The following is a 13,861-nucleotide window of genomic DNA, read 5'->3' as shown; positions in this document are numbered from 1 at the left end:
CATCATATAAACAAATTAACTTTTGACTGCTCTGCACGCTCCATGTAGGTAGCCACACCTCCAATCGTCACGTTATCCAACAGTTCCGACTTGTCTATGCCCATTACGTCCATCGACATCTGGCAGGCTATGAACTCCACACCGTTTTCTATCGCCTGACTGCGCAGTGACTCCAACGAGTCAATCCCTTTCTGCTGCATCACGTAACGCATCATCCTTGCTCCGATGCCTCCCATGTTCATCTTCGACAGCTTTAACTTGCGGGAGTCGGACGGCAGCATCCAGCCAAACATTTTACCGAAAAGGTCTTTCTTCACTTGAGGCTTTATCGCTTTCTTTATCGCATTCAGTCCCCAGAACGTGAAGAAGATGGTTACTTTCTTTCCGGTGGCAGCCGCGCCGTTAGCCAGCACAAAAGTAGCTAAAGTTTTATCAAGATCATCGCTAAACAAGATGAAAGTTTTACCTTCTTCACCGCAGGATGAACTTGCCGGAGGCGTACAGCGAAGCGGAGATTTCTCTATCGTCACCCGGAATGCACCGTCCGATGAGTCGGAAGCGAGGAAACGGTTTCCTGTGCTTTTGCACCAAGCCTCGGCATCGCGCGGAAAACCGGCATCGGTAGCCAATACTTCCAACCGCTCGCCCGGCTGCAACGCTTCCATTTCTTTCTTTAATTTCATTATCGGACCCGGACATTGGATTCCGCAAGCATCTACCCGCACTACTTTCGCGGCGTCATGTTCTTTACGACAGGCTGACTCGTCCGACCGGCAAGGCTCATCCCATGCGTCGGGCAACGGCACGGGAGTAACTGCCGCCTGATAAGTTTTGATTCCGCCTATGAGGTTTCTTACATCCTTATAGCCGTTTTCTTTCAGGATATTGGATGCCAAATACCCTCGCAATCCTACACCGCAATATAAGAACACGGGCTTATCGGCAGGAATTTCGTTCATACGGGGTCTCAGTTCATCAAGCGGAATATTTACCGAACCGGGAATAGAACCCAATTCATATTCATCTGCCGTACGGACATCTACCAAAGTGGCTTTTGTTAAGTCGGCTTCCGCCAGCTCACGCCAATAGAGCGGAGTCATTTTCCCACTCAAGATATTGCCCGCAACGTAGCCTGAAACGGCAACGGGGTCTTTCGCCGACGAGAAGGGCGGAGCATAAGCATGTTCCAGTGCCATAAGGTCGTAAACAGTTCCTTTCTGCTTGATGGTCAGCGCATACTCATCGATACGCTTATCCACACCGTCATACCCCACGATTTGCGCACCATACAGTTTGCCGTCGGTGGGCGAGAAAGTTATCTTGATATCCATCTGCGACGAAGCAGGATAGTAACCGGCATGTGAACCGGAATGGATGGTTGCCGAAAGATACGGGATATCCATCTGTTTCAAACGCTTTGCCGGAAGTCCCGTAGCCGCAACGGTCATATCGAACACTTTGGCAATCGACGTACCGATGGCTCCTTCGTATTTCACCCGATTGCCGAACACGATGTTGTCTGCCACGATGCGCGCCTGCCTGTTTGCCGGCCCTGCCAGAAAATTCAGCCACGGCTTGCCCGTAATCGGATGAGGAAACTCGATGGCATCGCCCACGGCATAAACCGACTCATCGGAAGTTTGCAGGAACTCATTGACCCAAATCCCCTTCATGTCGCCTATCTTCAGCCCCGCTTCTACGGCAAGCCGGGTTTCGGCACGCACGCCGATAGACAGTATCACCAAATCGGCATCGAGCCGGATTCCCGATTTCAGTCCCACACGGACGCCCTGACCGTTTTCGTCAAAACGTTCTACCGCCTGACCCAAATAAAGACGGACTCCCTTTTGCAGCAGATGCCCGTGTACGAGCGAAGCCATCGAATAGTCGATGGGGCCCATTACCTGATTCGCCATTTCCACAATCGCTACTTCGGCCCCGGCGTGATGCAGGTTTTCCGCCATCTCAAGCCCGATGAATCCGCCGCCTACGATGATGGCACGCTTTACCGGATGTTGCTGCATGTATTGCTTAATCTTATCGGTATCGCCAACGTTACGCAGGGTAAAAATTCCTTTGCTGTCGATGCCCGGCAGCGGCGGACGGACGGGAGATGCTCCCGGAGACAACAATAGCTTATCGTAAGTTTCCGTATAAACCTTTCCGTCTGATGTACGTACCGCGACTTGTTTTTTCTTTGTATCAATAGCCGTGACTTCCGAACGTACCCGCACGTCAATATTAAACCGAAGCCCGAAAGCCTCCGGGGTCTGTACAAACAGGCGGTCGCGCTCCTTAATTACCCCGCCGATGTAATAAGGCAGTCCGCAATTAGCATACGATATATAATCGCCTCGTTCAAATAACACAATTTCTGCTTTCTCGGTATTCCGACGAATGCGGGCGGCTGCGGTTGCTCCTCCGGCTACTCCGCCAATGATGACATACTTCATAGGTTTGTTGATTTTATCTTGTTACTATTATTTTCCATTGGAAACATTAGCAAATGTAAGCTATTATTTCTTTACAGACAAACTTTCCAATAGAAAATATTTATCCAAAACAAGATTTAACATCTGTTCTGACTTTATCAGCCCCTACGGAGCAACCGCTTCCGGCTGACTATATGTGCTGATAGGCGATGCGGGGTGTTCCATTGGCCACATAGATGATTCCGCAACGGACAAAGCCGTTGTTCTCCAACAGCTTCTGCATAATCTTGTTATCTTGGTGGGTATCGGCACGCAGGCTATGGCATTGCTCCCAACACCATTCGATACACGCCTTGCCTATTCCCCGGCAACTGCCGTCGGAAGCCAAGCGGTGGATAACGTAATAGGGGGCATCGTTCAGCCAGTTGCCCGACTCGATGCGTGCATAGTTCGGGTCGGGACTGGGCACGAAAGCAAACGTACCTACCACCTCTCCCCCTTCCTCTTTGCAACACACGTAACAATGGTTTGCCGCTATTTCGCCGGCTATCATCTCACGCTGCGGATAGCCGTTTATCCACTGGCTGGGATTTCCGGTGGCTTTCATGAAACTGCGTGCATGGTCAAAGATTTCCATCAGTCGGTCGAGGTCCTCCATGCGCGCCAAACGTATTTGTACAGACATATCGGTTTCGGTTTTTATAAAAGTTACTATCAATCAAGCAAAAATCCGGGTCAATCAAGACGCCAAAACGCAAGCCGTAGTGCAGGCTGACTCTACCGCTTGCGTTATAGCAAACATTGGGATGCGTTACGTAACGCAAGCGGTAGAATTTCGCGGGTAAAAGCAATAAAAAAAGGATTCAATAAATCAGCGATTTATCAAATCCTTTTCTTACCGTGCGCCTGATAGGACTCGAACCTACACGTCTCACGACACCAGATCCTAAGTCTGGCGCGGCTACCAATTACGCCACAGGCGCAAAAGAAACTTATTGTTTCTCATTTGCGGGTGCAAATATATAACATCTTTTTCTCTTTACAAAATTTTACAGCTACTTTTCAAATTTCAACAGCATAGAAGAAACTGTTTTCAGGACTTCATGCCGGCAAAGGCTATCAAAGACAGCTTCTTTTATACGAAAATAGCATGTGGAACAATAACGGACTGTTATTCACACATGCTATTTTCTTATCACGCCGGATGGCTATCAGAACTTGACTGTATTCAGATTCTTGTCGACCAGCATACCGTCAAGCACTTTCAGGTCAATCTTTTGTTTACGTTTCGCCTTGAACTTGATGGTCATCAGTTCTGCATCTCCTTCCAGATATGGCTTTTCTCCGATGTTTACAAAAGTAGGATACAATGCCTTCGTACCGTTGGTATGCAGACGGTCGTTCGTCAGATTACGCATCTCTTTCATGCCGGCTGCCTCTGTTTCCACATATTCCAGTGCCTGCGGATCGTAAGGCAGTGCGAAGCTCAGGGCATTGACCGAACACATGCCTTTACCCGAAACCCGGATTTCCACGGTTTCGCCTTCATTATACGTCTTCTTTGACGGGGTAATCGAGATTTCGCCAGCCACTAACGGCACTTGACGGCTGCTGACTCCCGACTCCAAACGGGTAGCCACCGCCGAAATGTCGTAAGCGTCAATCAGACCGTTGTCATTCAAGTCTCCCATACTGATGTAACCTTCAAAATCAGAATCTCCCCTACGCAAACCGGTATAGTTCATATAAGAGGTCAAATCGTTTTCGTCCACCAATTTGTCTTGGTTGATATCGCCCGGAATGTAGCTTTCTGAGCCGGGAACTTTAAACACATACAGTTCACGACCTGAACCATACTTGCCCGTAGCAGCCGTAACAGACAGCTTAATGTAACGCGCAGTAGGATGATTTTCGAATACGAAAGTCTTCACGTCACTACCCTTCCAGTCGAAAGCGCCGGCTTCATGCCAATTTGATTTATCCATACTGTAATATACCGTACCTTTGCCCAACGTATCGTTTCCGGCATCCAGACGAGGCAGGTATTGGAATTTATCAAGCTGGTTCACGCTGTTCAGGTCAATAATCAAGTCGAACGGAACAGCTTCTTCGCTCCACTTCGTATGCCATGAATCTCCCTCATCGAAGTTGAATAGCCTGTTCACACCCTGACCTCCCTGATTCGGGCAACTGGTTTCTCCCTTGATGCCACGGATAGCAAATTCGAGCGGGTCTGATTTCGTAGTAGCCGTCACACTTGCCCATTCGGACACACCCGAAGCATTTACGGCACGTACCTTAAACATGCAAGTTGTTTCCGGACGCAAATCTTCAAACAGGAGCTGCGTATCGCGGATGGTACTGTACAACATACCCTTGTACTCAATTTCATAATAATCGGCATTGTTTACTTTCTTCCATGAAGGCGTCAGCGCATAAGCCCCCGTATTCTCCTCCGTCACCTCAGCTTCAGGAGTGATCAGCGCACCTTGACTTACCAACAACTTTTCGGCGGGTGCAAACACATAGCCTTTCATCTCAAGCTGAATGTCGTTTTGGGTTACATCTGTTTCTCCTAACTTCACATGCACTACCGGATTCTTGATTACATGCAGACGAGCCTGTTCACTGCCCGGTGTGGCAAAACGGTTCAGTTCCGGAGACGGTTCATAATAATATACATCCGTTCCTTGCTGCAATTCATCCAAAGAAGCCACCGGCGTAAGTTTCACTTTCTTTCCGCCCACACGTGCCGTCAGTTTCTTCGGCTGTGCAGTTACATTGATACGGAAGTAAGTGCTTTTATGAGTTTCCATTCCAGCAAAAGAACCTTGAACCGGTTCGACATACACATTCAAATCGGCTCCTTCTACCACCGAACGGATACGAGTAGTAGCGTATTGCCCCGAACGATAAGCCTCAGAAACTCCGTCGTCGTCATATTCAGTGAACTCCGTATTTCCGCCGGGATAAAGCTCATATACACGCAAGTGTTTATCCATCTGGCCGACATTGTTATGAGCTGTAGTCATTGGCAGGATGGCTCCCTGCTTAACAAACAAAGGAAGTTTCCATAAAGGAGCTTCAAAATTATTGAGAATCCGTCCGCCCTGATACAAGTCGCCAGTGAAATAATCTATCCAGTTACCTTCGGGCAGATAAATACCGTTACGCACATCGTTTCCCTCCTTATCTGCCTGCGTACTCTGATAGATGGGAGCAACTAACACATAAGGTCCGTAAAGGAACTGATAGCGGGTAGCCGTCCCCAGCGTGTAATCGTTCGGATAATCAAGGAACATGGCACGAATCATCGGTTTTCCGTCTATTGCTTCACGGGCTATGCTGTACGTATAAGGCATGAACTCTGATTTCATTTTCAGATACCAGCGGTTGATGGAAGTAGCCGGTTCGCCCAACGCCTGCGGATATTTCGGATTAGCTCCCCACCCATCCATGTTCAGTTGCATCGGTGTAAAAGTTTTCCATTGGAAATCGCGGACATTGACCGGAACGTTCTTTCCGCCAAAAATACCGTCCATATCCGAAGAAATATTGGGCTGTCCCGACAAGCCCGAACCGATATACGTCGGGATATGGAAGCGAATGTACTCCCATTCTCCTCCGGTCTGGTCGCCCGACCATATACCTGCATAACGCTGAGTACCTGCCCATCCGTCCAGCGAGATGATAAACGGACGTGCATTATTGCCGTAATAAGGCATAATCTGTCCTACATCTGCCACTCCGTTCAGCCCGAATGAATAACCGGCTCCTACCCAAGCCACATCGGTTTTCAGCACACGCACACCTGCATCGCGTACTTCCTTAACAATATCGCGTTGGAGCAAAGGTTCAATTCCTTCTTTGGGATGTAAGTCTGACTGCGTCCACAATCCGATTTCTACCCCTTTCGCACGGGCATAGTCACCCAGTTCTTTCAAGTTCTGTATGTTACCATCCAGTGTAGAGGTCTGTCCGTATCCGGCACCATAACCGTCATTAGGCAGAATCCATCCCAACGGCATATCGGCTGCGTTATAACGGTCAATCACCGCACGGGCTGAGAACTGGTAGTTATTCTTCTCTCCATTCAGTGACTCTTTGATTCCGCCGTTGTCTTTCTGGCTCTCTTTATACTTCTTTCCATCCTCAAAAAGAATCCCCTTTTCGTCTTCTTTCCAATAGTCACGGTTATAGGCATTCAAATGTCCCTCATAAAAACCAAACTTAGGCAAGAGTACCGGATTGCCGGTCAGCTGATAAAAGTCATTCAACAAAGCTACCGGTTCCTCATTTACCATGAAGAAGACATCCAAGTAATTTTCTTCATGAGACAATTTAACCACTCCTTTATCGGTTGCTCCAAAATCATAAAGTCCGGGACGGAACGTGTACCACATTACGCCATAGCCTTCGGTAGACCAATAAAAAGGAGTAGGAGAAGCCACTCCTCCATCAGTCCACTGGTTTGTATTAACGATACGAATGCTTTTCCCCTTGTGAGAAAAGCGTCCGTTCTGTACGCCACCACCATAAAAATACTCATTGTCATGTTCTTTCAGTGACATACAGACTTGTTTCTCCATAAAGTCAACCGGACGTACTGATTCCACTACAACTTTTTGGCGGATTTTATCCGTAATCTTAAACAAAGATGTCTGTTTATCCAACTCAACTTGGATTCTGGCAGTAGAAACGGTAATCACTCCGTCTTTATCCGTCAGTGACAATTCTCCTACCTCTTTTCGGGGACGGTCTACCAAAATCCGGGCTTCAGGAGAAGCCTGTGGGTCACGTACAATACCTCCCATATTATCTTGGAACATCCGGAAAATATTCTCACCGTAAAAGTCAAGAGTCATTCGCTGGTGATTGGAAAAGACCACTTCCACCGCTGACGGATTCAAAACACTGGCACTGCTGATGGTTACCTCGGTCTGCCGGGCAGCCCATCATACGGGAGTAGATGTAGTAAGCAAGCCTCCAAGTAGACACAGAGACAAAACAGAATAATACTTTAGTTTCATAGTATTTAATGATTGATTGTTTTAAAACATAGCGACCTTAGCATAAACACTAAGGTCGCACAAAAATATAATGATTTTTTTAATCGGCAATAACTGTAAACTCTGCACCTCCCGCAAAGTCTGCACCATTTTGTGAATTCAAGCCGATGAAGCGGATATAACGGGCTTTTACCGGATCAGGCAGCATCACTCGTTTTGCCTGAATGCCTTGAGCGAAGGTGCCTTGTGCGGCATCTGTCCAAGTCTTTCCATCCATACTTACTTGCAACTTATAATCCTTAATCACGCCATTCATCCCCCATCCTGACGAGGAAGATATACAAACCCTTTGATTTCCTTTGCTTCACCGGCATCAAAATCAACCCAGTGCGGATACTTTGCTACGGTAACCGAATACATCGTATGCCACATTGTATTACTATCTCCATCTATCAGGTGAGAAGCATCGCCTTCTCCTACTTCCTGACTCGACGCATGAATAACCGTTAAAGGAATATTCTCTATCCGGTTAAAGCTCTCGGTGACGGATATCTTGGGATTATCGACATAAAAGGCTGTTACCGTTCCTCCTTCACGCAAGTTGAATGGAGCTGTATATAATGTAGCCTTTTTAGAATGATTCAACGAATACATTATTTTACCCTCCTTCTTGCCACAGTCAATGGAAACCATCCCGTTTTTATTACGTGAGACCAATAAGGGAGCATCTCCTGATACAGACACTTGGGCATTCCGGACAAAAGATGAATTGCTTACCGGACGAATCAAAAAGTTTATAAAACGGTTTCCTGCCTTAACGCAGTCTTCTTCCAATGGGCCGCCTTGTCCGCAACTATTTCCTCCCAGTCCGGTAACAGCTGCATCCAAATGCAGATGTGTTCCCGTAGACGCGGGTAACTGATAAGGATGAGGTGCCAAAGTCATCTCCATGGCAGACCACGGAAGAGCAGACGCCGACAACACAGAATCTGCAATAAACTCAATTCCGTTACCCTGTTTGTCTGTCAGCGCACACCAACGGACTGATTCTCTATTTCCCATGCTTTGTGGTTTGGGGAAGTTTACAAACAAGTCGCTAACCTTGCTTTGATATTGCTCTATAAAATATCCCGAACAACGGTCTGCATAGTTATTCCACGGTCCACGTCCATAATAAGTATATTGTTCAAACTCGGATGGAATCTGCATGGAATATCCGATACGAGCCAATATCATTTCAGGGTCGTTAGATGTTACACCCGACTGTAAACCGATTGAGCCATCAGGATATACAGTCCATATCTGGTTGCTGGTAAATTTAAAGTCATCTTCACCAAAAGGAGTTTCCGAAAGCTCTTTCACCTTATATCTCCCCGATACTCCACCTTCCAGCACGGCAGGATTGGGAGCTTGAGACACTACCGTATACATCAGTTTGATTACATTTTCCTCATGCTCTTTCGTTGAAATGCGAGTATATCCGGTAACACGGTGTTTCAAGTTATGCAATCCTTTTTCAAACCAACGGCGATATGCCCAGTTATCATTGTCTACGGGAGCTCGCCATGTATCCAATTCAGGTCCTTCTCCGTCACGGATAACCTTCTTTCCCCCATACTCCAAACTATAAATTGTACCTGTATGATTATCAAACTTCACACAGAATCCTTTTCCGGATACGGTGGTAAAATCGGCATTTTCCACTACCTCAGGCTTCGTCATAGAAGCAGTAAGCGATGCCAGCGAAGGCTTATCCCCAGCCTCTTTCAGCAATAACTGTTCTTCCATCTGAACATAACCGGCTTTTGCCCACGGCATGTCTTTCTTCAGCAGGAACTGTACTTTCACAAAATATTCGCTTTCGTCTTTCAGCTCCGTATATTTATAAGGTATCGTATAAACAGCTTTTTCGCGCGGCTTCACAATTTCAGCAGAAGCGGGAATCATGTCGCCTTCTTGTATCTTTTCACCATCTTTATAAAGCGACCAGACAAACCTGTAATTAGAAAGTGGAATGAAATAGTTCTTATTAAACACCTCCACTCTCCCCTGCTTCATGTCCAAAGGTTTTACGCTTACATTCTGATATACCTTTTTCACTTCATAAAATTCGGGTTTAGGAGAATGGTCGGGCAGCAAAATACCATTCATACAAAACATTCCGCTGTTGGGCTTATCTCCGAAATCGCCTCCATAAGCCCAAAAACGGTCGCCTGTATGAGGGTCATAATAATTCAACGCCTGATCTACCCAGTCCCAAATAGCAGCTCCGCAGAAGAAGTTGGTCGACTCAATGGCATCCCAGTAATCTTTCAGATTTCCTCCGGCATTTCCCATAGAATGGGCGTATTCCGACACATGGAAAGGATATTTGATGTCATACTTCCCTTTCACCGCTTCCCGCATCCATGCTATAGAAGGATATTGGTTCGAACCCATATCCACAATATCATTATTGCGCTCATACTGAACCGGACGAGAAGCGTCAAACGCATGTAGCGCATTATAGGCAGACACAAAGTTCTTACCCGGCCCAGCTTCATTTCCCAAAGACCATATTACAACGGAGGGATGATTTACGTGGGCATGTGCCAATTCCATAACCCGGGCTACATGGGCTGCTTCAAATTCAGGCACGTGCGACAAAGAAGCGGCTCCATAATAATATTCATGACTTTCCAGATTAGCCTCATCTTCCAGATAGATGCCATACTTATCGCACAAGTAATACCAGTAAGGGTCACAGGAATAATGCGAGTTCCGCACGTGATTGATATTGCCACGCTTCATGAGCATAATCTCATCTTCCATCTGGCTATGGGAAATGGCATTCCCGCTCTCCGGATTGATTTCCTGCCGGTTCACTCCTTTCAGCTTTACGGGTTTTCCGTTTATGTAATAATAACGTCCGGCCAGCCCGAATTCATCCTGCGATGCCGGAGTATCTTTGATTTCAACCTTACAGAAGCCTAAAGCGGTAGAAAATGTTTCTGCCACACGCCCTTTACGGTCTTTTAATTGGCCTACCAATGTATAGCGGTAAGGCATTTCAGCAGACCACTTCCGAGGTGACTTGACCTGCATAACCGTCCGCACGGTCATGCTTTCCCCGCCTGATAATTCCGCAACCTCTACATCACTCACTTTTCCTTCTGATACCAACTCTGTTTCATCTGAATAAAGTTTGTTGGCATACAGCAAATAAGACAATGTATATCCTTTCATCTTCTTATCATCCAGATTGCGAATGTTTGCTTCTATCTCAAGACTCCCGTTGGTATAGTCTTTATCCAAATCAGGACGTACACGGAAATCGCGCACTTGTGCTTTCGACGTAGATGTCAATGACACCGAACGGAAAATTCCCGGCAACCGGAACATATCTTGTGCTTCCAGAAAAGAGCCATCCGAATTTCGATAAACCTCTACCGCCACGATGTTTTCGCCTTTCCGGTTCAGATAAGGAGTAATGCAAAACGATGAGGTATTTCTTGAGTTTTTTGAAAAGCCGACGTAATGTCCGTTTACCCATAAATAGAAGAAAGATGATACTCCGTCAAAATTCAGATAAACTTCCCGATTCTCCCATGCGGCAGGAACCTCAAAACTGCGGCGATAAGCCCCTACTTCATTACGGTGTTTGTAAGTAACCCAATCCTGAGGGGGAGTACGCATCACGCCTCCCTTCCAGTCGCCGACAGCCACTTTATGCTGAAAAATAACCGGTTGATTCGCATAAATAGGTACGCCATATTTCAATGAGCCGTCTTTCTGTATCCCTACAACGTTCCACTGCATCGGCACCGTCACGTCGTCCCATGCCGATACGTCGAACGAAGGTTTATAAAAATCAGCCGACCGTTCTTCAGGATTACCTACCCAATGAAACTTCCAAGTTCCATCAAGCGACAGATAGAAATCACTGAACTGAGGCAACAGCCTGCGCGCACGCTCTACGTCGGAAAACGTAAAGAACCACGTATGAGGCTGCTCTTTGTTAAGTGACAGTTTCGTAGGTTGTTCCCATTCATTACCTGCGGGCGCAAGTTCTTTGCCATAGGCAAATCCGTCTAACAAAGACTGTTGCGCACTCAAACCCATACTTCCACATAGTAGTAAAGCTCCAAAGATGTACTTTCTTGCATTCTTCATAAATCAGATTCAAAAAATTTAAACTTTTTGTATATTAACGTCAGTTATAATCAAAGCTACTCATTCCGCCCTTTCTTTTCAGAAAGCCCAACTTACACACATCCTACATTCCACCGTAACAAACAGATAATGAAGTTATTCGTACAAGAGGCGAATCCTCTTCCGCATATACCGGAAAATACGACCGTTAGCATCGCTCATCCCAAGCGGAAGAGTCAACCGTTTCTACCCATAAGACTGGTCTGCACTACGGGTAGTGTTTTCTTAAACTCCGGATAGAGTCAGAACAAGTTCAATACAGATTAAAATAGTTTGACACTTTAAATCAATTCTGCCACGAGAGATATTTGCAGTAATAGGTCCTATCCACCATCCGGCAATCAAATCAATTCGTACTGCCCTTTAAAATCCTGCACGCTGTTTCTATCATCGTATCTTTCCCCTGACTGATGTCTTCGCTGGTCATGTCTACCTTCACATCGGGGTCGATGCCAAACTCCAGTTGTTCCATTTCCGGATCGAACATCGGACTTGCTGAAAAGCGGATAGACCATCCGTTGGGTATTTCGGAACTGAAAGGCAAGCCGGAGCCTCCTCCCGTTTTGTTGCCAACCACGGTTACGTTGGGGAATTGTTTCATCGAGTTAACGAAATCGTTTGTTGCACTAAACGAACGTCGGTTCGTCAGCACCACTGCCTTTTTCTGCCAGCGTATGCCTGTCGACGGCTCGACATACACCGCTTTGGGAGAAGAAAAATCGTTGTGTCCCGGTCCGGTTTTATGGCACATATATCCTACCAGTACCTTTTCATTTGTAAACCGCGCGGCAAGTTTCTGAGCCGTTGTCAGATTGCCGCCCCCGTTATTCCGCACATCGATAATCAAGCCATCGCATATCGCCAACTTATCTAACGTTTCATTCAGGTTTCCATCTCCGATGCCGTCTGAAAAGCTGGAGCAATATACATACCCGATGTTATTTTCAAGAATCTGGTATGTCAATCCCGACGAATTGATATAATCCTTTCCCAAATAGTTACTCTGAATACTGTCGCTGAAATTACGCGGGTAGGCATCGAACCATTCGCGGTACTGCGAGGTAGCCTGTGCGCTGCTCAGATTCACATGTCCGTCGCGCAGCTCGTTCACCATTTCAGACAATACCTCGAACAAGGCTTCCGAGCCCATTGACGAAGTGATACGTTTGGCATAACGCTCGTGTACCTCATCCCAATCCAACCCGTACTCCTGATTCTTGTACTCAAGGAAACAATACTGCTCGTCGATGATTTTCCAAAGTGCTTCAAAATTATCTTCCGGCGAATTACCCGAAATATCCTCACGAATACACGAAAGCGTCAGTCCCGACAACAAAACAACAAGAAGGAAATGATATACCGAATGCTTCATATTCATAATCAATAAGGAGTAACGTTATTAGGCATACTGAGTTTGTTTTTCCCTTTCAGGATGTAGAAGTTCCGTACAAAACCTATCATGAAATTATGGGAATAAACGTGGGTTTTCAGGTTATTGACTTTTGCCTGCTGGATATCGCAAACATAGCCTATGCGCATTTTTATCCGGTTAATCGGGAAATCGAGTGTCAGCATCTGGCGAAGCGAGGGGTTGTTATGCAACGAGGTAAAGCGAACATTCTTTCCTCCATTTCCCAACGAAAAGATTTCGTAATAAGACTCTCCGTATTCGGGCGAGAACATAGCTCCCGCCAGCGGCAAGTTTGCCTGATAGCGCAAAATAAAAGGATAGCACTTGATTCGGAATTTATAGATAAGCATCCCCGACGCTGCAAGACTGCCGTATGCTTTGGCTTGAGCCGGATTATTGGAATTCCGCTCGTTATAGATACATCCTCCGTTCAGGTCGAGCATCGGGCCGGCAAGAATCTTCAACTGTTCATTGATACGGAACTGATAGTGCAAGGCGTAATTCCAGTTTATAATGCCCGAATACATGCGTGCCGTTTGTGCCGGATTTTTCGTATATGAAAAATTAACTTGCAACAGGTTTTGGGCAGAGACATTGCCCCCCAACAGTTTGGTCATTCGCATGTTTTCGTACATTAGCCGTACTTCAGGCCCTTCGTACTCCAACGGCGAGAGGTAAGTATCCAACACGTTTGCGTGTCCTGCCCCGAACAGAAAAGAACGCATCACGTAACGTGTAGCATACAAACTGTCTTCCTGTGCTCCTAAACCTGCACACGCAAGCAATGCAAACCAAAGAGTCAGTAATCGCTTTTTCAT

General features: G+C 46.5%; 4 protein-coding genes, 1 tRNA gene and 2 pseudogenes. All 7 read right to left on the bottom strand.

Translation table 11 applies throughout. The features are described 5' to 3' along the window. Positions 1-2: 2 nt before the first annotated feature. Complete coding sequence (locus H9626_RS09615; RefSeq protein ID WP_191710369.1) at positions 3-2,453, bottom strand: FAD-dependent oxidoreductase; 2,451 nt, start codon at positions 2,451-2,453, stop codon at positions 3-5. A gap of 169 nt (positions 2,454-2,622) precedes the next feature. Beyond that, positions 2,623-3,117 carry a GNAT family N-acetyltransferase gene (locus H9626_RS09610; RefSeq protein ID WP_191710368.1) on the bottom strand — a complete coding sequence of 165 codons (495 nt, stop codon included), beginning with the start codon at positions 3,115-3,117 and terminating at the stop codon, positions 2,623-2,625. Between the two features lie 216 nt (positions 3,118-3,333). Continuing rightward, positions 3,334-3,415: transfer RNA gene (locus tag H9626_RS09605), tRNA-Leu, on the bottom strand. A 228-nt stretch (positions 3,416-3,643) separates the two neighbouring features. Next, positions 3,644-7,375 (bottom strand): annotated as a pseudogene (locus H9626_RS09600) (TIM-barrel domain-containing protein); the annotation flags it as partial. 166 nt (positions 7,376-7,541) lie between these two features. Then, positions 7,542-11,593: pseudogene (locus tag H9626_RS09595) on the bottom strand (glycoside hydrolase family 2 TIM barrel-domain containing protein). 385 nt (positions 11,594-11,978) lie between these two features. After that, positions 11,979-13,004, bottom strand: coding sequence for a S41 family peptidase (locus tag H9626_RS09590; protein ID WP_178256393.1), 1,026 nt, complete (start codon positions 13,002-13,004; stop codon positions 11,979-11,981). 8 nt (positions 13,005-13,012) lie between these two features. Next, the gene (locus H9626_RS09585) at positions 13,013-13,861 is read right to left on the bottom strand and encodes a DUF3316 domain-containing protein (protein WP_191710366.1); all 849 of its coding nucleotides are present in this window, start codon (positions 13,859-13,861) and stop codon (positions 13,013-13,015) included.

Source organism: Phocaeicola faecium (assembly GCF_014837055.1).
Lineage (GTDB): Bacteria > Bacteroidota > Bacteroidia > Bacteroidales > Bacteroidaceae > Phocaeicola > Phocaeicola gallinarum.
The sequence above is the reverse complement of the archived record's forward strand: the minus strand, read 5'-3'. Positions and strand labels throughout refer to the sequence as shown.

Excerpts from the sequence above, each read along its gene's own strand:
- H9626_RS09615 (WP_191710369.1), bottom strand. The coding sequence starts at position 2,453 with ATGAAGTATGTCATCATTGGCGGAGTAGCCGGAGGAGCAACCGCAGCC.
- H9626_RS09610 (WP_191710368.1), bottom strand. The coding sequence starts at position 3,117 with ATGTCTGTACAAATACGTTTGGCGCGCATGGAGGACCTCGACCGACTG.
- H9626_RS09590 (WP_178256393.1), bottom strand. The coding sequence starts at position 13,004 with ATGAAGCATTCGGTATATCATTTCCTTCTTGTTGTTTTGTTGTCGGGA.
- H9626_RS09585 (WP_191710366.1), bottom strand. The coding sequence starts at position 13,861 with ATGAAAAAGCGATTACTGACTCTTTGGTTTGCATTGCTTGCGTGTGCA.